This is a genomic window from Xanthomonas sp. GW, from assembly GCF_014236815.1.
In the GTDB taxonomy this organism is placed as follows: Bacteria; Pseudomonadota; Gammaproteobacteria; order Xanthomonadales; family Xanthomonadaceae; genus Xanthomonas_A.
This window is the reverse complement of sequence record NZ_CP051189.1, coordinates 2,177,470-2,198,628: the sequence shown is the minus strand read 5'-3', so window position 1 is coordinate 2,198,628 and position 21,159 is coordinate 2,177,470. Positions and strand designations below refer to the sequence as shown.

Annotated in this window: 19 protein-coding genes; 8 read left to right on the top strand and 11 right to left on the bottom strand. The window is 69.8% G+C overall.

The genetic code is table 11. The features are described 5' to 3' along the window. Window positions 1-3: 3 nt before the first annotated feature. Window positions 4-1,158 carry an efflux RND transporter periplasmic adaptor subunit gene (locus HEP73_RS09220; RefSeq protein ID WP_185816101.1) on the bottom strand — a complete coding sequence of 385 codons (1,155 nt, stop codon included), beginning with the start codon at window positions 1,156-1,158 and terminating at the stop codon, window positions 4-6. Between the two features lie 62 nt (window positions 1,159-1,220). Here HEP73_RS09220 and HEP73_RS09215 point away from each other — a divergent pair, with 62 nt between their 5' ends. Continuing rightward, window positions 1,221-1,922, top strand: coding sequence for a TetR/AcrR family transcriptional regulator (locus HEP73_RS09215; protein WP_255423728.1), 702 nt, complete (start codon window positions 1,221-1,223; stop codon window positions 1,920-1,922). 130 nt (window positions 1,923-2,052) lie between these two features. Here HEP73_RS09215 and HEP73_RS09210 read toward each other — a convergent pair whose 3' ends face one another. After that, window positions 2,053-3,606, bottom strand: a complete 1,554-nt coding sequence (locus tag HEP73_RS09210; RefSeq protein WP_185822951.1) for a protein adenylyltransferase SelO — start codon at window positions 3,604-3,606, stop codon at window positions 2,053-2,055. A 439-nt stretch (window positions 3,607-4,045) separates the two neighbouring features. On the opposite strand from HEP73_RS09210, the gene HEP73_RS09205 reads away from it, so the two are divergent. Continuing rightward, window positions 4,046-4,942, top strand: a complete 897-nt coding sequence (locus HEP73_RS09205; RefSeq protein WP_185822950.1) for an alpha/beta hydrolase — start codon at window positions 4,046-4,048, stop codon at window positions 4,940-4,942. A gap of 69 nt (window positions 4,943-5,011) precedes the next feature. Here HEP73_RS09205 and HEP73_RS09200 read toward each other — a convergent pair whose 3' ends face one another. From HEP73_RS09200 to HEP73_RS09190, 3 genes are all read right to left on the bottom strand, one after another. Continuing rightward, window positions 5,012-5,707 (bottom strand): glutathione S-transferase family protein, encoded by a 696-nt coding sequence (locus tag HEP73_RS09200; RefSeq protein ID WP_185822949.1) that lies wholly within the window; start codon window positions 5,705-5,707, stop codon window positions 5,012-5,014. Between the two features lie 332 nt (window positions 5,708-6,039). Continuing rightward, complete coding sequence (locus HEP73_RS09195) at window positions 6,040-6,249, bottom strand: cold-shock protein (RefSeq protein WP_006451993.1); 210 nt, start codon at window positions 6,247-6,249, stop codon at window positions 6,040-6,042. 595 nt (window positions 6,250-6,844) lie between these two features. After that, a complete protein-coding gene (locus HEP73_RS09190; RefSeq protein ID WP_185822948.1) occupies window positions 6,845-7,750 on the bottom strand; it encodes a pseudouridine synthase in 906 nt (301 codons plus the stop codon). Between the two features lie 42 nt (window positions 7,751-7,792). Here HEP73_RS09190 and HEP73_RS09185 point away from each other — a divergent pair, with 42 nt between their 5' ends. The 3 genes from HEP73_RS09185 (at window position 7,793) to HEP73_RS09175 (ending at window position 11,785) form a co-directional block, all read left to right on the top strand. After that, on the top strand, window positions 7,793-8,338 hold the full coding sequence (locus tag HEP73_RS09185; protein ID WP_185822947.1) for a YaeQ family protein: 546 nt from the start codon (window positions 7,793-7,795) through the stop codon (window positions 8,336-8,338). Continuing rightward, a complete protein-coding gene (locus HEP73_RS09180; RefSeq protein WP_185822946.1) occupies window positions 8,335-9,531 on the top strand; it encodes a BaiN/RdsA family NAD(P)/FAD-dependent oxidoreductase in 1,197 nt (398 codons plus the stop codon). The genes HEP73_RS09185 and HEP73_RS09180 overlap by 4 nt, the downstream gene beginning before the upstream one ends. A 181-nt stretch (window positions 9,532-9,712) precedes the next feature. Further along, on the top strand, window positions 9,713-11,785 hold the full coding sequence (locus HEP73_RS09175) for an EAL domain-containing response regulator (protein ID WP_185822945.1): 2,073 nt from the start codon (window positions 9,713-9,715) through the stop codon (window positions 11,783-11,785). Window positions 11,786-11,972: 187 nt separating this feature from the next. On the opposite strand, the gene htpX is transcribed toward HEP73_RS09175, so the two are convergent. Then, on the bottom strand, window positions 11,973-12,860 hold the full coding sequence (htpX, locus tag HEP73_RS09170) for a protease HtpX (protein WP_185822944.1): 888 nt from the start codon (window positions 12,858-12,860) through the stop codon (window positions 11,973-11,975). Window positions 12,861-12,963: 103 nt separating this feature from the next. On the opposite strand from htpX, the gene gluQRS reads away from it, so the two are divergent. Together gluQRS and phbB are read left to right on the top strand one after the other, a co-directional pair. After that, on the top strand, window positions 12,964-13,875 hold the full coding sequence (gene gluQRS / locus HEP73_RS09165) for a tRNA glutamyl-Q(34) synthetase GluQRS (RefSeq protein WP_185822943.1): 912 nt from the start codon (window positions 12,964-12,966) through the stop codon (window positions 13,873-13,875). A 57-nt stretch (window positions 13,876-13,932) separates the two neighbouring features. Beyond that, window positions 13,933-14,673, top strand: coding sequence for an acetoacetyl-CoA reductase (gene phbB, locus HEP73_RS09160; RefSeq protein WP_185816091.1), 741 nt, complete (start codon window positions 13,933-13,935; stop codon window positions 14,671-14,673). 19 nt (window positions 14,674-14,692) lie between these two features. Here the strand turns inward: phbB and HEP73_RS09155 are convergent, their stop codons facing one another. Beyond that, entirely contained in the window at window positions 14,693-14,890 is a 198-nt protein-coding gene (locus HEP73_RS09155) for a hypothetical protein (RefSeq protein WP_185822942.1), read from the bottom strand. Between HEP73_RS09155 and phaR the strand changes: the two genes are divergently transcribed. After that, window positions 14,889-15,404 carry a polyhydroxyalkanoate synthesis repressor PhaR gene (gene phaR, locus HEP73_RS09150; protein WP_009597630.1) on the top strand — a complete coding sequence of 172 codons (516 nt, stop codon included), beginning with the start codon at window positions 14,889-14,891 and terminating at the stop codon, window positions 15,402-15,404. The two genes, HEP73_RS09155 and phaR, sit on opposite strands and share 2 nt — an antisense overlap. 119 nt (window positions 15,405-15,523) lie before the next feature. Here phaR and HEP73_RS09145 read toward each other — a convergent pair whose 3' ends face one another. The 4 genes from HEP73_RS09145 to HEP73_RS09130 form a co-directional block, all read right to left on the bottom strand. Continuing rightward, entirely contained in the window at window positions 15,524-16,495 is a 972-nt protein-coding gene (locus tag HEP73_RS09145) for a TraB/GumN family protein (RefSeq protein ID WP_185823364.1), read from the bottom strand. Between the two features lie 16 nt (window positions 16,496-16,511). Further along, entirely contained in the window at window positions 16,512-17,441 is a 930-nt protein-coding gene (locus tag HEP73_RS09140) for a DUF1684 domain-containing protein (RefSeq protein ID WP_185822941.1), read from the bottom strand. Beyond that, window positions 17,441-19,303: a DNA mismatch repair endonuclease MutL gene (gene mutL, locus HEP73_RS09135; RefSeq protein WP_185822940.1), complete on the bottom strand. Its 1,863-nt coding sequence runs from the start codon at window positions 19,301-19,303 to the stop codon at window positions 17,441-17,443. Before mutL ends, HEP73_RS09140 begins: the two co-directional genes overlap by 1 nt. A gap of 159 nt (window positions 19,304-19,462) precedes the next feature. Continuing rightward, window positions 19,463-21,100: an N-acetylmuramoyl-L-alanine amidase gene (locus tag HEP73_RS09130; RefSeq protein WP_185822939.1), complete on the bottom strand. Its 1,638-nt coding sequence runs from the start codon at window positions 21,098-21,100 to the stop codon at window positions 19,463-19,465. Window positions 21,101-21,159: the final 59 nt, after the last annotated feature.

Sequence of the window (21,159 nt, the reverse complement as noted above, 5' to 3'; positions counted from 1 at the left end):
GGCTCAGCCTTTGCCGGCGGCAGCGGCGGCCGGCTTGACCGTGACCTTGGCGCCGTCGCTCAGTCCCTGCCGGCCCTCCACCACCACCCGCTCGCCGGGCTTGAGCCCGTCGCCGACCAGCCAGCGGTCGCCGACAGCGCGCAGCGTGGTGAACTGGCGCTGGCGCACGATGTTGTCGGTGCCCACCACCCAGGCCTGCGCATCGCCGCGCGGAGTGCGGTCCACCGCCGCCTGCGGCACCAGCAGCGCCTGCTGGCGGATGCCCTGGCCGACGATCGCGCGCACGTACATGCCCGGCAGCAGCTGCGCGTCGGGATTGGGGAAGCGCGCGCGCAGGGTCACGCTGCCGGTGGTTTCCTCCACGTCGATGTCGGCGAACTGCAATGTGCCCGGCAGCGGATAGTCGCTGCCGTCGGACAGCTTCAGCCGCACTTCGGCGGTCGCCGGCTGCACCCCGCCGTCGGCGATCGCGCGGCGCAGCGCCAGGAACTGGCTGCCGGACTGGGTGATGTCCACGTTCATCGGGTCCAGCTGCTGGATCTTGGCGATCGCATCGGCCTGGCTGGCGGTGACCAGCGCGCCCGGGGTCACCCGCGCGCGGCCGATGCGACCACTGATCGGCGCCTCCACCGTGGCGAAGCGCAACTGCGTGCGCGCGGTGTCCAGCGCGGCGCGGTTGGCGTCGCGGCTGGCCAGCGCTTCCTTGTAGGTGGCCTGGGCGTCGTCCACGTCCTGCTGCGCGGCCAACCGGGTCTTGCCCAGCTCGCGATAGCGCTCGGCGCGCAGCTTGGCGGTCGCCAGCGTGGCCTCGGCGGTGGCCAGGTTGGCCTGCGCCTCGTTGGCCGCGGCCTGGTACAGGACCGGCTCGATCTGGAACAGCGGCTGCCCCGCGTGCACCAGCGCGCCCTCCTCGAACAGCCGCTTGCGCAGGATGCCGCCGACCTGCGGGCGCACTTCGGATTCTTCGGAGGCGGCGGTGCGCCCGGCCAGTTCGGCGCTGAGCGGCACGCTCTGCGCCTGCAGGGTCACCACCCCCACGGTCCTGGCCTGCGCCGGCGGCGCGGTGCGCTCGCCCTTGCAGCCGGCGAGCGTGACGAGGGCGACGGACAGCAGCAACGACAGCGTGCGGCGGGGACGCTGGACGAAGGGCGCGGGCATGCGCTTGATCCTGGAAGCTGGGGGGAGGATCATTTAATTTACTTAAAGACAAATAAATAAGCATGAAGGATCGCACAATCGCCCGCGCCACGCCGCCTCGCGCCACCCCGGCGGCGGCGGAAGCGCGCGCGATTGCGCCGCCCGCGCGCCAGCGCGGACGCCCGGCGCTGGCGCGGCCGCGCTTGCTGCGCGCCGCCCGCGAGCTGCTGCTGGAGCACGGCCTGGAGGTCTCGCTGGAGCAGATCGCGCTGCATGCCGGGCTTACCCGGCAGAGCCTGTACAACCATTTTTCCAGCAAGGCCGACCTGCTGATGCAGGTGTTCGAAGCGTTGAACGAAGAACTGCAGGCGCAGCTGGAGAACATCGGCGATGCGGCCTCGCAGGACCTGCCGCGCGCGCTGCAGCAGATCGCGCTGACCGTGCAGGCGCACCTGTACGCACCGTCCTCGCTGCGCCTGCACCGGCTGCTGGTACAGGCCAGCGCGCAGATGCCGGACCTGCTGCACTCGATGCACCAGCGCCGCACCGGGCGCCTGCGCCAGCGCCTGAGCGACCTGCTGCAGATGCTGGATGCGCGCGGCGACGTGCGCGTGGCCTCGCCCACGCTGGCCGCCAGCGCCTTCATCGGCGCGGCGATCGGCTACGCCTATCCCGGCGCGATGCTCAACGGGCAGGCCCCGGATCGCGAGGGCCAGCAGGCGCTGGCGGCGGAAGTGGTGACCAGCTTCCTCGCCGCCTGGCGCTATCGCGCGCCTTCGCGCTGAGGCCGAGCCCGGCCTGACGACGCGACGGGGAAATCGCGGCGATGCCGAGCTTTCTGCTAGATGCGCTCCAGCACCGATGCCTTTCAGGGAAACTGTCGGGGCTGAAGCCTCTCCTACAGTGCTTCGCGCGTCAGGAACTGCACGACAGCATCGAACAACCGGCGCGTTCGCGCGCCCAGTCCGGGCGCCGCGCCGCGAATGCCTCGCGTCCCGGCTGCTCCTCGTAGGGCCGGCGCATCACCTCCAGCAATTCGGCGATGCCGTCGGCGTCGCCCTGCTCGGCATGGTCGATCGCCTGCTGCGCCAGGTAATTGCGCAGCACGTAGCGCGGGTTGGCCGCGCGCATCTTCGCCACACGCGCGGCTTCCGGCAACGGATCGTCGCGCAGCCGCTGCGCATAGCGCGCCAGCCAGGCCTCGAACGCCGGCGCCTGCGCGGCCAGCTTGGCTGGGTCGTAGAACGCAACGGCCAGGTCCGCCAGCGTCGGCAGCTGCGCCGCACTCAGCCCGCGGAACCACAGGGTCATGTCCACCTCGCCCTGCTGCAGCAGTTGCAGCAGGTCCTGCATCAGCGCCAGATCGGGCTCGCCGCATGCGGCCAAGCCGAGCTTGGCGGCGGCGTTGTCGCGTTCGGCCTGCGCGTATGTCTCGCGGAAACGCGCCAGCCCGGCCTGCAGCGGCGCGACGTCGTCGAACAGCGGCGCCAGCGCCTGCGCCAGCCGGGTCAGGTTCCAGTACGCGATCTGCGGCTGGGTGCCGAAACGGTAGCGGCGGCCCTCGGCGTCGGTGGTGTTCGGCGTCCAGTCCGGATCGTAGTCGTCGATCCAGCCATACGGGCCGTAGTCGATGGTCAGTCCCAGGATCGACATGTTGTCGGTGTTCATCACCCCATGTACGAAGCCGACCCGCATCCAGTGCGCGACCATCGTCGCGGTGCGCGCGCAGACCTCGCCGAACCAGTCGGCATGGCGCCTGGCGCCATTTGCGTGCAGCTCGGGGAAATCGCGGTCGATCACGAAGTCGGCCAGTTGCCGCAGCAAAGCCGTCTCGCCGCGCGCGGCCGGCAACTCGAAACTGCCGAAGCGCACGAACGACGGCGCCACCCGGCACACCACCGCACCCGGCTCGGCGCGCGGATGGCCGTCGTAGAACATGTCGCGCACCACGCGCTCGCCGGTCGCAACCAGGCTCAGCGCGCGCGTGGTCGGCACGCCGAGATGGTGCATCGCCTCGCTGCACAGGAATTCGCGGATCGACGAGCGCAGCACCGCGCGGCCATCGGCGCCGCGCGAATACGGCGTGCGCCCGGCGCCCTTGAGTTGCAGCTCCCAGCGCTGCGCGTCCGCCCCCAGCGCCTCGCCCAGCGCGATCGCACGGCCATCGCCGAGCTGACCGGCCCAATGCCCGAACTGATGGCCGCCGTAGTTCGTCGCGTACGGCCGCATGCCCGGGTAAAGCGCATTGCCGGCGAAGACCTCGGCGAACTGCGGCGCCAGCACCTCCTGCTCCGACAAACCGAGCATGGCCGCCACCTCGCGCGAATGGGCAAGCAACTGCGGCGCGGCCACCGGGGTCGGCGCGACCTCCGACCACAGCGCACCCAGCACCTCGCGCAGGCGCGGTCCGCGCTCGGGATCGCCAGGCAGCTCGGCGGTAAAACGGTTGTCGAAGCGCAATGCAGGCATACGTGCCAGCTTACAGCCCCTCTCCCATCGGGAGAGGGGTTGGGGTGAGGGTACGGCGCGAAGCGTCTCGCGGAGTTTGGGTGCACGAGGCTGCGCCCGTACCCTCATCCGCCCCTGCGGGGCACCTTCTCCCGACGGGAGAAGGGAACAGCCTAAGCCCCTCTCCCATCGGGAGAGGGGTTGGGGTGAGGGTCCGGCGCGAAGCGTCTCGCGGAGTTCGGTGCGCGAGGCTGCACCCTAGCCTCATCCGCCCTGCCAGGCACCTTCCCCGAAAAGGGAGCCATGGTCCTGCCGGGAGAAGAAAACAGCGAACTGCAACCAAGCCAGCGCATCCGCAGCGACATCTCGCGCGTACTTGCCGTAGCGCCGCCGATGCCATGCACTCGCTGCCGACACGTGCATGCGGCATGCTCCCGCTCCTTTCCTGCAGGTACCGTCCATGTCCGAACGTTCGCCGTTGCCGCCGCGCTGGCCGCGCCACCTGCTGGTTGCGCTGTCCTCGCTGCTGGTCTCCGCCTGCAGCAGCGTGTTCTTCGGCGGCCTCAACGCCGGTTCCGCGCGCAACGGGCTGAGCGAGCAGCGCGGGATCGTGTTCGATGCGGCGCATGGCCTGAAGCTGGACGTCTATCGCCCGGTCGCGGCGCAGAACGCGCCGGTGGTGGTGTTCTTTCACGGCGGCACCTGGAAGACCGGCAACCGCCAGCAGTACCGCTGGGCCGGCGAGGCGCTGGCGCGGCATGGCGTGGTCGCGATCGTGCCGGATTACCGCAAGTATCCGCAGGTGACCCTGGACGGCTTCATGCACGACGCCGCCAGCGCGGTCGCCTGGAGCCAGCGCCATGCCGCCGAGCACGGCGGGGACCCGCGCCGGCTGGTGCTGATGGGCCACTCCGCCGGTGCGCACATGGCCGCACTGCTGGCCACCGACGGCAGTTGGCTGCAGGCGCAAGGCCTGTCGCCGCGGTACCTATGCGGCCTGGTCGGCCTGGCCGGTCCCTACGATTTCCTGCCGCTGACCGATCCCGACCTGATCGGCATGTTCGGCCGCGACCCGGCGCAGCAGCGGCGCTCGCAGCCGGTCGCCTTCGTCGATGGCGACGAACCGCCGGCGCTGCTGCTGCACGGCGCCGACGACCGCGTGGTCGAGCCGCGCGACAGCCGTTCGCTGCAGGCGGCCCTGCAAGGCGCCGGCGTGCCCGCCGAGCTGAAGCTCTATCCAGGCGTCGGCCACCTGCGCCTGGCGCTGGCGCTGCGCAAGGACGATCCCGCGCTGCCGGTCATGGCCGACAGCATCGCCTTCGTGCGCCAATGCCAGCCGCGCATGCCGCAGCCGTGAAGCAAGGAGCGCGGCGTATCGGGCGCCCTCGCCGCGCGCCGCGATCCGCTCTGGGATGAAGGACGCGCCCTAGCCGGCCTTGCCGCTGCCGAGCAGTTCGAACGGCCCGCCCTGCTGCAGCGCGCGCTGGTAGGCCGGACGCTGCTCGATGCGCTGCACGAAGCCGGCCAGGTTCGGATAGGCCTGCAGGCCGGCGCGTGCGGCCGCGGCCTGTACCGGGAAGCTCATCTGCACGTCGGCGGCGGTGAAGCGGTCGCCGGCGAACCAGCCGGTGGCCGCCAGTTCGCGCTCCATCCAGTCCAGGTGCAGCTTCAGTTGCGGGCCGACGAAGCCGTGCATCGCCTTGTCGACGATGGCGCGGGCGATCGGCCGCACGAAGAACGGCATCTTCGCCGAACGGATGCGCCCGAACACCAGGCTCATCAGCAACGGCGGCATCGCCGAACCCTCGGCGTAATGCATCCAGTAGCGGTAGCGCAGGCGCTCGGGCGCCTCCAACGGCTGCGGTGACGGCGACAGCGCGCGCTCGGTGTCGTAGCGCTCCACCAGGTAATCCAGGATTGCGCCGGATTCGGCCAGCACATGGCCGTCGTCGACCAGCACCGGCGACTTGCCCAGCGGATGGATCGCGCGCAGTTCCGGCGGCGCCAGCATGGTCTGCTTGTCGCGCTGGTACTTGACCACCTGGTACGGCAGCGCCAGTTCCTCCAGCAGCCACAGCACGCGCTGGGAACGGGACTGGTTGAGATGGTGGACGGTGATCATGGCGACGGTTCCGAAGGCGCGGGGGGCGGCCATGGTAGCCGGGTCTGCGTGGGGATCGCGGCTACAGGGAACTTCCAATCACCCCGAAAAATTCAACCGGCACGCTCGCAAGCCATTGATACGCTTACGTGAAATTAAGAAATAGAGGGTTTCCAGAAGCCCTATGGCCGCGCAGCGTCTCCGGTATCGACGACGCTGGAGCTGCGCTTGGCGCCGACGCCGATACGGCTCCAGGCTGGGCCAGGCAGATGCAGCAGGTACGCGCACAAATAAAAACGCCGGAAGCTTGCGCTCCCGGCGTTCTGGCGACCTTGCGGTAGCTGGCGTCTAAATTAGACGGCCTGCACCTGGTCAGCCTGCATGCCCTTCTGGCCCTGCACGGCGACGAAGGTCACCTTCTGGCCTTCCTGCAGCGACTTGAAGCCGGTGCCCTGGATGGCGCGGAAATGCACGAACAGGTCCGGGCCGCTTTCCGGGGTGATGAAGCCGAAGCCCTTGGCATCGTTGAACCACTTCACGGTACCGCTCTGACGATCAGACATTTACTAACTCCTGAAACATTGAATTGAAGAAAATCGCAGCCACCGGGTATCGGGGCCGAGACTGAGTTGCAGGCGTTGGTAAAGCGGAACGATGAAGCGGATCGCGAGATCAACTGCACCAGGCCACGATTCACGGTGACCCTAGCAAACACAGTGGACCAACCATACGCGGGTCGTCCGCAAAAAGCGACAAGTTTGTGTAGACAAACCGAGATCGCCCACAAAGATGCTGAACCCAGGCCTAAAGTTCGCGGCAGTGCGGTCGATACACCTGCCGTTCTACGCAAATTGCGCAGCCGCCCTGCCCTTGCCGGGCATTCCACTGGATAGCGTGCCGGCGCACGGAACAGTCGCCCACTATGACACTACAAGCCCCTCTCCCATCGGGAGAGGGGTTGGGGTGAGGGTCCGGCGCGCAGCGTCTCGCGAAGTTTGGGATGCACGAGGCTGCGCCCGTACCCTCATCCGGCCCTGCGGGCCACCTTCTCCCGGTGGGAGAAGGGAACAGCCAGGGGTGCATAGCCCCTCTCCCGCCGGGACAGGGGTTGGGGTGAGGGTACGGCGCGAAGCGGCTCGCGGAATTGGATTACGTTGTCTACACCGGCGGCCAAACCAAGGTCTGCGCACTGACGAAACTGCGCGCCTGCCCACTGAGCGGGTCGTCGAACTCCAGGCCGCAGGCCAACAAGTGCAGCGTGTCGGCGGCAGCGCCCTCCCCCTCCGCGCGCAACTGCGGATACAGCGCATCGCCCAGGATCGGCGCGCCCAGCGCCGCCATGTGCACGCGCAACTGGTGTTTGCGGCCGGTCACCGGCGCCAGCGCGTAGCGCCACAGCGGTCCGTCCGGAGCGTCCAGCACCTCGATCCGGGTCAGGCTGTTGGCCTCGCCGTCGGCCTCGGCCATGCGGAAGAACGGCTCGCCGCGTACCAGCCGGCTCGCGCGCAGCAGCGGGAACGCCTGCCCTGGCAAGGCCGGGGCCAGCGCCTGATAGGCCTTGGCGATGCGCCGTTCGCGGAACAGCGCCTGGTAGGCGGCGCGGCTGCGTGGATCGGCCGAGAACAGCACCAGCCCTGCGGTGGCGCGGTCCAGCCGGTGCAGCGGCACCAGCGCCGGATTGCCCAGCCGCGCCACCAGCCGCGCCAGCAAGGTCTCGCGCAGGTAGCGCCCGGACGGGGTCACCGGCAGCCCGTGCGGCTTGTCGGCCACCACCAGATGCGCATCGGCATGGACGATGCGTTCCACCCCGGCGATCGGCGCCTCGTCGGCGACCTCGCGGAAATAGCGCACGTCCAGCCCGACCCGGTACGGCAGCGACGCCGGCAACGGCTGCCCGTGCAGATCCTGCACGCGGCCGCGGGCGCAGCGATCCTGCCATTGCGCCCGCGACACCTGCGGGAAGCGCGCGCACAAGCCGTCCAGCAGCGTCGGCCACGGCCCTGGCGGCAGCTGCCAGCGGCTCGGGGCCGGAACCAATGCGGACGGTGGGCGGGGATCGGACATCGTCACGCATTATCATGGCCGCCCTTTGATCCCGGTAGCCGCATGGCCCTCACCGCCACCCTCCGCAAGGCCGAGCTGCAGATTTCCGACATGGACCGCGGCTATTACGCGGCGCATTCGCTGACCCTGGCCCAGCACCCGTCCGAAACCGACCAGCGGCTGATGGCGCGGCTGCTGACCTTCGCCCTGTTCGCCGAGGAACGCCTGCTGTTCGGCAAGGGCCTGAGCAGCGACGACGAGCCGGACCTGTGGCGGATGGACTACACCGGCGCGGTCGAGCAGTGGATCGAGGTCGGCCAGCCCGACGAATCGCGCATCCGCAAGGCCTGCGGCCGCGCCCGCGACGTGGTGGTAGTCAACTACGGCGGCCGCGTCGCCGACATCTGGTGGGAGAAGAACGCCTCCGGCCTGCTCAAGCTCAAGCCGCTGCAGGTGATCGACCTGCCCGGCGACGCGGTCGCATCGGCCGCCGAACTGATCCAGCGCAGCATGCGTTTCGACGTGGTGATCCAGGACGGCGAAGTGCAGCTGCTCGGCGACGAGGGCAGCGTCACCTTCACCCCGACGGTGCGCAAAGCCGCGGCATGAGCGCGCGCGCCGAGCCGATCCGGGTCGACGTCGCGATCATCGGCGCCGGCGCCGCCGGGCTGATGTGCGCGCTGACCGCCGGCCGCCGCGGGCGCCGTGTGCGGGTGATCGAGCATGCCAACAAGGTCGGCAAGAAGATCCTGATGTCCGGCGGCGGGCGCTGCAATTTCACCAACACCGGCACCGGCCCAGGCAATTTCCTGTCCGCCAACCCACACTTCTGCAAGTCGGCGCTGGCGCGCTACCGCCCGGCCGATTTCATCGAGATGGTCGAGCGCCACGGCATCGCCTATCACGAGAAGGAACTGGGCCAGCTGTTCTGCGACATCTCCTCCAAGCAGATCGTGCGCATGCTGGTGGACGAATGCGACGCGGCCGGGGTGACCATTCGCACCCAGTGCGCGGTGCGCGGCGTGGAACGCGGCAGCGAGGGGTTCCGCATCGACAGCGACGACGGCCCGGTACACGCCGCCTCGCTGGTCGTGGCCAGCGGCGGGCTGTCCATTCCCAGCCTGGGCGCCACCGGCTTCGGCTACGAACTGGCCCGCCAGTTCGGCCACGCCGTGCTGCCGACCCGCGCCGGACTGGTGCCGCTGACCCTCAGCGGCAAGCACCAGGAACGCCTGCAGGACCTGTCGGGGCTGGCGCTGCCGGTGGAAGCCAGTTGCAATGGCGCCAGCTTCCGCAACTTCATGCTGATCACCCATCGCGGCATCAGCGGCCCGGCGATCCTGCAGATCTCCTCGTACTGGCAGCCGGGCGACGACCTGCGCCTGGACCTGCTGCCCGGGCAGGACGCGGCCGCGTGGCTGCGCGAGCAGAAGCGCCTGCGCGGCGCCGCCGAGCTGCGCACGGTACTGGGCGAGGCCTTGCCGCGCCGCTTCGCGCAGCGCCTGTGCGAGGTCTGGCTGCCGGACAAGCCGGTCCGCCAGCTCGACGAACCGCAGCTGCGCGCCGCCGCGGCCCTGCTCGGCGCGTGGCCGCTGGTGGCCAGCGGCACCGAGGGCTACCGCACCGCCGAGGTCACCCTGGGCGGAGTGGATACCGATCAGGTGTCGTCGGCGACCATGGAATCGCGCCAGGTGCCCGGCCTGTACTTCGTCGGCGAGGTGCTGGACGTGACCGGCTGGCTGGGCGGCTACAACTTCCAGTGGGCCTGGGCCTCGGGCCATGCCGCTGGCGGCGGGGCCTGACGGCCGGGATTGGGGATTCGCAACGGCGCGCTTCGATGTTTACACCCAGCTTTGGTCAACCCACGAACGTTCAGGCACCGGGAACCGCTGTAACGAATCCCCAATCCCAAATCCCCAATCCCGGCCACACATGGACGCCGCTGCGGGCATCGTGTATTAAACCCCGTCTCCGGGAGGCTTCATGCAAACAGGCAAAGACACCACCCTGCGCCTGATGATCGTCGACGACAGCGGTGAAGACGCCGAAGCGATCGTCAGCAGCCTGCGCAACAGCGGCATCGCGGTGCGGCCGTCGCGGCCGCAGCACGCAGAGGAACTGGGCGCCATGCTCGCCGCGCAGCCGATCGACCTGGTGCTGAGCGCGCGCTCGCAGGCCATCCCGCTGCCGCAGGTGCTGCAGCGCGTGGGCGCCAGCGGCAAGGACATCCCGGTGATCCTGCTCGCCGACAGCATCGACGAGAACGAATGGGTCGAGGCGGTGGCCGGCGGCGCGCGCGCGATCGCCCTGCGCCAGCGTCCCGAGCACCTGCTGTCGGTGCTGCGCAACACCTGGGCCGACCTGCACGCGCGCCGCGGCCTGCGCCGGATCGAGGCGCAGATGCGCGAGACCGAGCGCCGCTGCGATGCGCTGATCGCCTCCTCGCGCGATCCGATCGCCTACATCCACGAAGGCATGCACATCCGCGCCAACGACGCCTACCTGGAGATGTTCGGCTTCGACTCGTTCGACGACGTGGAAGGCGTCTCGCTGCTGGACATGGTCGCGCCGCAGCACGTGGAGGAATTCAAGCAACTGCTGAAATCGCTGGGCAAGGGCGAACCGCCGCCGGCGCAGTACCAGGTCGACGCGCGCACGATGGAGGGCGAGAGCTTCCCGGCGACGATGGAGTTCGCCACCGCCAGCTACGAGGGCGAGGCCTGCGTGCAGGTGGTGTTCCGCCGCCGCGAGGAATTCGATCCGGAACTGGCGCGCGAGGTCGAGGACCTGCGCCAGCGCGACCAGGTCACCGGCCTGCTCAACCGTCCGACCTTCATGCTGGCGCTGGAGAACGCGGTGGCCCAGGTCGGCCGCGGCGACGGCCATTACGGCTTCCTGCTGGTCGAACCCGACCACTACACGCGGCTGCTGGCCGATATCGGCCTGGACTCGGCCGACGCGCTGGTGGCGGCGCTGGCCCAGCACCTGGCCGCGGCGATCGACGGCGACGTGCAGGCGGCGCGCTTCGGCGAGCACAATTTCGCGCTGCTGCTGCAGGGCGACTACGCCCGCACCTCGGCGCAGGCCGAGCGCCTGCTCAACGCCTACGCCGCCCACGTGTTCAGCGTCGGCGAGCGCTCGGCCACGGTCACCGTCAGCATCGGCGGCGTGCAGATCGGCGAGAAGATCGCCACCGTCGGCCAGGTCCTGGCCCGCGCCAGCGAGAACGTGCAGGCCACCATCGAACTGGGCGGCAACGCCTGCAAGATCTTCGACCCCGGCGCCGCCGACCGGGTCGAGGAAGAGCGCATCCAGCGCTGGGTGCAGCAACTGCGCGACGCGCTGGCCGGCGACGGCTTCCTGCTGCACTACCAGCCGGTGCTGAACCTGCAGGGCGAGCCGCACGAACTGTACGAGGCCTACCTGCGCCTGGAGCGCAACGACGAGATCATCGGCCCGACCACGTTCCTCGGCATCGCCACCGAACACGGGCTGATGGCCGAGATCGACCGCTGGGTGGTGGCCCGCGCGATCGCGGTGATCGGCGAGCGCCAGCGTGCCGGCCATGCCACCAGCCTGCTGGTCAAGATCAGCCCGGACGCCTTCGCCGACCTGCAGATGGTGGAGCTGATCCGCCGCGAACTGGCCGCGCACGGCGTGCCCGGCGAGCGCCTGTGGCTGCAGACGCCGGAAGCCAAGGTGTTCACCCACCTGCGCAATGCGCAGCAGTTCCTGGCGGCAGCCACCGGGCTGGGCTGCAAGGTCGGCCTGGAGCAGTTCGGCTCGGGCCTGGACTCGTTCCAGCTGCTTGCGCATTTCCAGCCCTCGTTCCTGAAACTGGATCGCGGCTTCACCCAGGATCTTGCGCAGACCCGCGAGCACCAGGAAAAGATCCGCGAGATCACCGAGCGCGCGCAGTCGGCCGGGATCCGCAGCATCGCCGAGTTCGTCGCCGACGCCACCTCGATGAGCCTGCTGTTCAGCGCCGGCGTCGACTACGTGCAAGGCGAATTCGTCGGCCTGGCGGGACCGGGGATGAGCTTCGATTTTGCTTGAAGGCCGGGATTTGGGATTCGGGATTGGGGATTTGCAACGGCGCAGTGGCCAGGCCGTTCCACACGATCCTGCAAAAAGAAACGCCAGGCGGGGTGACCTGCCTGGCGTTGCCTGAGCCGACTGCGGTTGCAGGCGGCGATTCGAGTTCGGCGAAGCACCATCCGGGAGGAGCGCCAGCCCCCGGCGATCAACTCACCGTCGCGTTAGTGTGCGAAGCGCGCAGCGTGGCGATGCGCTCGGACAGCGGCGGGTGGCTCATGAACAGCTTGCGCAAGCCCTGGCCCAGGCCACCGGCGATGCCGAACGCCTGCACCTGCGACGGCAGCGTGCTCTGCCCGTGGTTGAGTTCCAGCCGCTGCAGCGCCGCGATCATCTTGCTGCGTCCGGCCAGGCTGGCGCCGCCGGCGTCGGCGCGGAACTCGCGGTAGCGCGAGAACCACATCGCGATCATCGTCGCGAACAGGCCGAACACCATCTCCAGCACCATCACGATGGCGTAGTAGGCCAGGCCGCGGCGGCCGCCGTCGCGGTTGCCGGACAGGTAGCCGTCCACCACCCCGCCGACCACCCGCGCCAGCACGATCACGAAGGTGTTCAGCACGCCCTGCAGCAGCGCCATCGTCACCATGTCGCCGTTGGCGACGTGGCTGATCTCATGCGCGAGCACGGCTTCCGCTTCGTCCTCGGTCATGTTCCGCAGCAGGCCGGTGGACACCGCCACCAGCGCGTTGTTGCGGTTGGCGCCGGTGGCGAAGGCGTTGATCTCCGGACCGTCGTAGACCGCGACCTCGGGCATGCCGATGCCGGCGGCCTGCGCCTGCCGCCGCACCGTCTCCAGCAGCCAGCGCTCGGTGTGATTGCGCGGCTCGGTGATCACCTGCGCGCCGGTGGCGCGCTTGGCCATGAACTTGGACAGCAGCAGCGACACCAGCGAGCCGCCGAAGCCGAACAGCGCGGCCATCACCAGCAGGCCGCCCATCTGGTTGGGATTGATCCCGAACACGGACATGACAATGCCGGCCAGCACCAGCACCGCCAGATTGGTGATGAGGAACAGGGCGATTCGATTGAACATGTAGGCGTGGACTCCGCACCAGGAAAAATGAAGGACTGGCTCGAATCTGCGGCGCGTACAGCTTGAATTCAAGCGCATACCTGACCGACGATTCAGCTTGCCCATGTCCTCGCCCCCTCCCTACCGCGGCCGTTTCGCGCCCTCGCCCACCGGTCCGCTGCACCTGGGCTCGCTGCTCGCCGCGTTCGGCAGCTGGCTGCTGGCGCGCCATGCCGGCGGCGAGTGGTTGCTGCGCATCGAGGACGTGGACCGGCCGCGCAGCGTGCCTGGCGCAGCCGAACGCCAACTCGCCAGCCTGCGCGCCTTCGGGCTGGAAGCAGATGGGCAGATCCTGCGCCAGAGCGAGCGCGGCGCCGTCTACCAGGCCGCCGCGCAGCGCCTGCTGCAGAGCGGCCAGGCGTTCGCCTGCAGTTGCAGCCGCAGCGAACTGGCCGCGCAAGGCGGCGTGCACCACCGCTGCGTGGCCGCGCAGGTGCGTCCGCAACCGGCGCTGCGCCTGCGCGTGGCCGCGGGTAGCACGGTCGGGTTTCGCGACGGCGCGCGCGGCGATGTCGAACAGGACGTGCATGCCGAGGTCGGCGATTTCGTGCTGCTGCGCGCCGACGGCTGCTGGGCCTATCAGTTGGCGGTGGTGGTCGACGATGCCGCGCAAGGCATCAGCGACGTGGTCCGCGGCGCCGACCTGCTCGATTCGACGCCGCGGCAGATCCTGCTGCAGCGCGCACTGGGCCTGCCGACGCCGAACTACCTGCACCTGCCGCTGCTGCTCGGCGGCGACGGCCGCAAGCTGTCCAAATCGCATGCGGCGCTGCCGCTGGACGACGCCGATCCGCTGCCCGCGCTGCGCCTGGCCTGGACCCTGCTGGGTCAGGTTCCGGCGGCGCTGGCTGGGGCCGGCTCGGTGGCCGCACTGCTGGCCGCGGCGCTGCGCGCGTTCGAGCCGGCACGGCTGCCGGCGCAGGATCGGACGCTGGCGGACGCGACCGGTATCCCCAGCGACGCCAAGGCTGACTAGAATCGGGGTTTCGGCTGCGGCGCGGCCCTCTCCTCTTCCCCCATCCGGAGCGAATCCATGACATCACGCGTTGCGCTGGTCACCGGCGGTACCGGCGGCATCGGCACCGCCATCTGCGAGCGGTTGGCCGCACAGGGCCACCGCGTGGCCAGCAACTACCGCGACGCGGCCAAGGCGCACGCCTGGCAGCAGCGCATGCGCGAACGCGGCCACGAGATCGCCATCGTCGCCGGCGACGTCGCCTCGCCCGACCACGCGCAGGCGCTGGTGCAGGAAGTGGAGCGGCAGCTCGGCCCGATCGAGGTGCTGATCAACAACGCCGGCATCACCCGAGACACCACCTTCCACAAGATGACCGCCGAGCAGTGGCACGAGGTCATCAACACCAACCTCAACTCGGTGTTCAACGTCACCCGCCCGGTGATCGAAGCCATGCGCAAGCAGCGCTGGGGCCGGGTCATCCAGATCAGTTCGATCAATGGCCTGAAGGGCCAGTACGGCCAGGCCAACTACGCCGCGGCCAAGGCCGGCATGCACGGCTTCACCATTTCCCTGGCACGCGAGAACGCCGGCTACGGCATCACCGTCAACACCGTGTCGCCGGGCTACGTGGCCACCGACATGGTGATGTCGGTGCCGGAAGAAGTGCGCGCCAAGATCATCGCCGACATCCCCACCGGGCGCCTGGGCAGGCCGGAAGAGATCGCCTACGCGGTCGCGTTCCTGGTCGCCGAAGAGGCGGCCTGGATCACCGGCTCCAACCTGGACATCAACGGCGGCCACCACATGGGCTGGTAGCGACAGGCGACTGAACCGCTCAGGCGCGCGGGCGGCACAGTCGAGGTAACGCTACCGAAAATGCTGCAGCTGGCATTGCGCGCTTCGCATCCGTGCTGCGTGCGTGCTGCGCAGCATTTTTTTTGCCGTCGCGCCCGAGTTCAGGGGCTTTTGGCGGTTGCAAGCCCTGCTGCGCTGCGCCATGCTGCGCGCTTACCGTCAAGAGCGAACGCTTCATGGCTGAGATCCGCATCATCAAGAAGTACCCCAATCGCCGCCTCTACGACACCGAGATTTCCAGTTACATCACCATCGAAGACGTCCGCCAGCTGATCATCGACGGCGAAGAATTCGAGGTCCGCGACGCCAAGACCGGCGAAGACCTCAGCCGCGCGGTATTGCTGCAGATCATCGCCGACCAGGAACAGGACGGCGAACCGATGCTGTCCACCCAGTTGCTCAGCCAGATCATCCGTTTCTACGGCGATTCGCTGCAGGGCTTCATGGGCAACTACCTGGAGCGCAGCATGCAGGTGTTCCTGGACCAGCAGCAGCAGTTCCGCCAGCAGATGGGCAATCTGCTCGGGCAGACCCCGTGGACCATGATGAACCAACTCACCGAGCGCAACATGGAGCTGTGGCAGGAATTCCAGCGCAACCTCGGCACCGGCTTCGGCCGCCCCGCCGCGGGTGGCACCAAGCCGAGCGAGCCGCCGGCCGCCGGCGCCGCACCGAAGTCGCGCGCGCGCTGAGCCGCGCCGCGGAGCGCTCCGCCGCTCACGGCCACTGCATGAGCGGCTTCAGCCGCGACAGGCTTTATCAGTAGTGCCTGTCGCGGCTGAAGCCGCTCCTATAAAATTTTGCCGCTACCTCAGCGCGAACGCGGCGCTGGCGACGTCCGGCAACCGGCACAGATCCGCTCGACCTTGTAACCGCGCGCGCGCAACGCCTCGACCACGCCGTCGGGGCCGAGCAGGTGCAAGGCGCCGACCACCACCAGCGTGTCGCCCTGGCCGTCGCGCAGGCGCTGCTCCAGCCGCGGCACCCAGGCCTGATTGCGATCGACGTTGATGCGCTGGTATAGCCGCGGGTAGTCGCGCTTCATCTCCACGCCCATGTCCTGCCACAGCATGCGCTCGTCGCCGCGGCGCCAGGCATCGTGCAGGCGCTGGGTCTGCGCCGCGCCCTGTTCGGCATCGTCCAGCGCCTCGATCAGCATCTGCTTCTGCTCCACCGGCTCCATGCCGTCGAGCATCGCGATCTGCGCCTGCGCGGTTTCCAGGCCCTCGACCGTCTTGCCGGCCTGCACCGCCATGTCCATGAAATGCCGGTCCAGGCCGGCATCGGCCTGCAGCCCCTGCCCCTTCATCTCGGCGATGCTGATGCTCAGGCCGACGAACCAGGGTTCGAATCCGCCCATCTGCTCCAGCGGCAGGCCGTGGCCGGCGGCGTAGCGGCGCAGGCGCTGCCAGGTGGCCGCGTCCAGATCGTCCTGCAGGCGCTTGCCGTCCTGGCGCTGCGCCGCCTGCAGCATCTGCGCGCCCAGCTGCGGCGACTCCACGTCCTGCGGCGACAGTTCGAACAGCAGCCGCGGCGACGCGGCATAGGCCGCGTCCACCTCGTGCGCCAGCGGATAGTCGTCCGGCTTGAGCAGGTGGAACGAACCGAGCAGGTACAGCGCGCCGCGCGGCCCGCTGACTTTCCACAGCAGCGGCGTCGGCGGCGCGGGCGTCGCGCTGGGCGCCGCAGGCGCAGGCGCGGGCGGTGTGCGCGCCGGCACCGGCGCGGCGGCGAACAGGGTCAGACATAACAGCAGGCAGCGCAGCAGGCGCGGGATCGGCATCATCGGAAGTCTCGGTTCAATGTGCGGCGGCATAGGTCTTCTCGCCGGCTTCCACCGCCAGGTCCAGCCGGTTCTCCGGCGGCGGCAGCGGACAGGTCGCGAACGGGGTGAACGCGCACGGCGGGTTGTAGGCGCGATTGAAATCCAGCACCACGCTGCCGTCGGCGTTCGGCGCCGGCACGTCCAGGAAGCGTCCGGCCGGATAGCTGCCGCGGCCGCTGGTGCGGTCGGCGAACACCACGAACAGCGGGCGTCCGGGTTCGCCGATCGCTTCCAGGCGGAAGCGCTTGCCGTCGCGCTCGAACTCCAGCGCGCCAGCATTGGGCGATTCGGTGGTGACGCCGATGATGTCGACGATCGGCAGGGTCTTGCCCGGCGCGTTGGGCACGAAACGGCCGCGGATGCGCCAGGATTCGGCTGGCGGCCAATCGTTCAACCCGGCGAAGCCGAGCCGGGTCGGCGCATCGGCGTGCTTGACCCGCAGCGCGTAGCGGCCGCCGCGCTCGATCAGGCTCAGCTTGCCCTTGCCGCCGTCGAAGTCGATCACGCTCGGCGTCGCGTCGTGGTCGCTGTACACGCGCGTGCGCCGCTGCAGCGGCTTGCCGTCCATGCTCAGCGCCGCGCCGGGTTCCGGGGTCAGGAACACCTGCGCGCCCACCCGCGACACCAACGCCATCCGCGCCGGTCCGACCGCCAGGCGGATGCCGCTGCCGGGGCCGCTGCCGATGTAGTGCTCCTTCAGTTCCAGCCAGTGCAGGCCGACCAGGCTGGTCCAGCCGTCGGCGGCCTGCAGTTCCTGCTTGCGCTGTTCGCGCCAACGCTGCTGCTCGGCCAGGAACGCCTTGTCGGCGACCGCCGGCGCGGCCGGTGCCGGTGCCTGCTTGCCGCATGCGCCCAACGCGAGCAGCGCTGCCAGCAGCGCCGCCGCCCTTCCCCGCTTGCCCATCAGCGCCCCCGTAAGAACCAACGATCGATCTCGCCCAGCGTGAACCGCGCCCAGGTCGGGCGCCCATGATTGCATTGCCCGGAGCGCTCGGTGGCTTCCATGTCGCGCAGCAGCGCGTTCATTTCCGGCACGGTGAGGCGCCGGTTGGCGCGCACCGCGCCGTGGCAGGCCATCGTCGACAGCAGTTCGTCGCGCGCGCCGGCGACGCGGCGGCTGTGGCCGTGTTCGCGCAGGTCGGTCAGCACGTCGCGCAGCAAGGCTTCCGGCTCGGCCTGCGCCAGCAACGCCGGGATGCTGCGCACGTGCAGCGATTGCGGGCCGCTGCGGGTGATCTCGAAGCCGAGCGCGGCCAGCGTCTCCGCCTCGCGTTCGGCGGTGTCGGCGTCGCGCTCGCCCACCGCCAGGGTGATCGGCACCAGCAGCGGTTGCGCATGCAGGCCGATGCCGTCGTGCGCGTTCTTCAGCCGCTCGTAGCCGATGCGCTCGTGCGCGGCGTGCATGTCCACCACGATCAGGCCTTCGGCGTTCTCGGCCAGGATGTAGATGCCGTGCAACTGTGCGATCGCATAGCCGAGCGGCGGCACGCCACTGTCGGGCGAGGTCGCCGGCAGGCCGCCGGCTGCGTCCTGTGCGAGCAGCGGCATCCCCGCCGCGGCATCGGCGGCGCCTGCCGGCGCGGCGTACAGCGCGGCGTAGGCGGCCGGCGCCTCGTTGACGCGCAGGCCGAGCGGCGACTGCGCCGGGCGCCATTGCGCACCGTAGCCCTGGCCGCCCGAACCACCGCCGCTCGGGTTGCCGGACGACAACGCGCCGCCTGCATACGCCAGCGGCGCCGCCTGCGCGGCATCGCCCGCGGTCGGCGTGCTGCCGGCGCGGGTCTGCGCCAGCGCGTCCTGCAGCGTGCGATAGACGAAGTCGTGGATCAGCCGCGCATCGCGGAAGCGCACCTCGTGCTTGGCCGGGTGCACGTTGACGTCGACCCGCGACGGCTCCAGCTCCAGGAACAGCACGTACGCGGGCTGGCGGCCATGGAACAGCACGTCGCCGTAGGCCATCTTCACCGCATGCGCGACGCTGCGGTCGCGCACCGAGCGGCCGTTGACGTACAGGTACTGCTGGTCGGCGCTGGCGCGCGAATAGTGCGGCTGCGCGATCCAGCCGTGCAGGCGCAGCCCGGCGCCGCTGTGGTCCACGCGCAGCGCCTGCCGCGCGAAATCCTCGCCCAGGGTCTCGCCCAGCCGCGCATCCGAATACAGGTCGCCCGGCTTGTAGCGCCGCGACGGCTTGCCGTTGTGCGACACACGCAGTTCCACGTCCGGGCGCGCCAGCGCCAGCGAACGCAGCCATTCCTCGATGTGACCGAGTTCGGTGCGCTCGGCGCGCAGGAACTTGCGCCGCGCCGGCACGTTGTAAAACAGCTCACGCACCTCGACCGTGGTGCCCGGCGCCTGCGCGCGCGGCTGCACCTGCCCGACCTTGCCGCCATCGACCTGCAGCGCGGCGCCGTGCTCGTCGCCGGGGCGGCGCGAGGACAGGGTGAAGCGGCTGACCGAGGCAATCGACGGCAGCGCTTCGCCACGGAAGCCGAGCGTGCCGACCGATTCCAGGTCGTCGAGCGAGGCGATCTTGCTGGTGGCGTGCCGCGATACCGCCAGCGGCAGTTCCTCGGGCGGGATGCCGCCGCCGTCGTCGCGGATCCGGATCAGGCGCACGCCGCCTTCTTCCAGGTCGATGTCGACGCGGCGCGCACCGGCATCCAGCGCGTTCTCGACCAGTTCCTTGACCACCGAGGCCGGGCGCTCGACCACTTCGCCCGCGGCGATCTGGTTGATCAGGATCTCGGGCAATTGGCGAATGCTCATGCCGGCTCCCTCCCACACTGCGGCGCGCACGCGCAACGCGGCCAACGCGCGATCGCGCCGGACTCGGAGAAGGCAGAACAGAAACTGTTACGGGACATCGGCACGGCTCACGGCGCGGACGCCGCCATCGGGATCAGCCGGCGATGATAGCCGAGCGCCTCAGCGGCTGCCGCCAGCCACGGTGCTGGCCGCTTCCGCCTCGGCCTGCGCGCGCGCGGCGAACAGCGTGCCCGGCGGCGGCTGGCGGGTAAAGAACGTATTGACGCCGTCCAGCACCGCGCCGGCCAGGCGCCGCTGGTAACCCGGATCGGTCAGCCGGCGCTCTTCGTCCGGATTGGAGATGAAGGCGGTTTCGACCAGCATCGCCGGCATGTCCGAGGTGCGCAGCACCGCGAAGTTGGCCCGCTCCAGTTCCGGCTTGTGGTTGTTGCCGATCCGCTTGAGTCCGCCCAGCACGTGCCCGGCGGCGTCTTCGGAGGCCTTCATGTGCCCGCTCTGGGCCAGGTCCAGCAACACGCTGGCCAGGGTGCTGTCGGTCTTCTGCAGGCGCACGCCACCGACCAGGTCGGCCGCGTTTTCCTTGTCCGCCAGCCAGCGCGCGCGCTGCGAGGAGGCGCCCTTGGTCGACAGCACGTAGACCGAGGAACCGGTCGCGCTGCGGTTCTCGGCGGCGTCGGCGTGGATCGAGATGAAGATGTCGGCCTTGGCCGCGCGCGCCTTCTGCGCGCGCATCGGCAGCGGGATGAACACGTCGGTATCGCGGGTCATGTAGGCCTTCATGCCCGGCGTAGCGTTGATCTGCCGCGCCAGTTCGCGGCCGATCGCCAGGGTCACGTCCTTCTCGCGCTTGCCGGTCGGCCCCATCGCGCCGGGATCCTGGCCGCCATGGCCGGGATCGATGGCCACGATCAACGGCCGCATGCCCGGCTTCATCGCCACCCGCGACGGCGCGCTCGGCATCACCGGGCGCGCCTCGGCGGCGGCGGCGACGGCCACATCGTCGGTGCTGGCCGCGTCGGGCCGGTCGGACATCGGCGCTGTGGCGACGGCGCCCTGCTGCGCCGGCACGGCGGCGCCGACCGACGCGGATGCAGATGCGGTCGGCGCCATCGCGGCAACGGAGGTGCCGGGTGCAGCAGCCGGCGCCGGCACGACGCCCGGGCGAGTCGCCGCGGCCGTCGTCGGTGCCTGCTGTATGGGTGCCTGCTGTACCGGTGTCGGCGGCGGCGCTGCGCGTTGCACCACCGACGAGGTCAGGGCCGCCGTCGCGCGCGCCGCTTCCAGGCGCGGATCGGGCGTCGGCTTGGGTTCGACCGCTACTGTGGTGGGCGCCGCGGAGGCCGTCGGCGCGGGCGTCGCCACGCCATTGCCTGCATTGGCCACCGGCTTCGCCGACGCCGCATCGCCCGGCCACTCGATCACCAGCACCGAACTGCTGGCCACGGTCTGCATCTGCGGCTTGAACGCCACCACCGGGCTGCTCAGGTCGAACACGATGCGCAAGGTGCCGGGGACCGGATGACCGGTACGCACGGCCGTGACCACGCCGTTGCCCGCAGGCAGCTTCAAGCCCTGCGCAGCGGAGGATTCGGGCAGGTCGACGACCAACCGGTTGGGGTTGGCCAGGGTCAGCGTGGTGAAGCCGCCACTGCCCTGCAGCCGGATCTCGGCACGCGTGCCGGTGGCGCCATTACCAACCGAGACCGCCTGGACCTGACCGGCAAACGCCGATTGCGCCGCTAGGCACCAGCCTGCGGCGATGGCGGAACAGGCGAAAAAACGGGTCCCCAGGCGCATGGAGGCGATTCAAGCATCCCGCGGACATAAACACAAGCGGTTTTCCCTTAATAATCCAT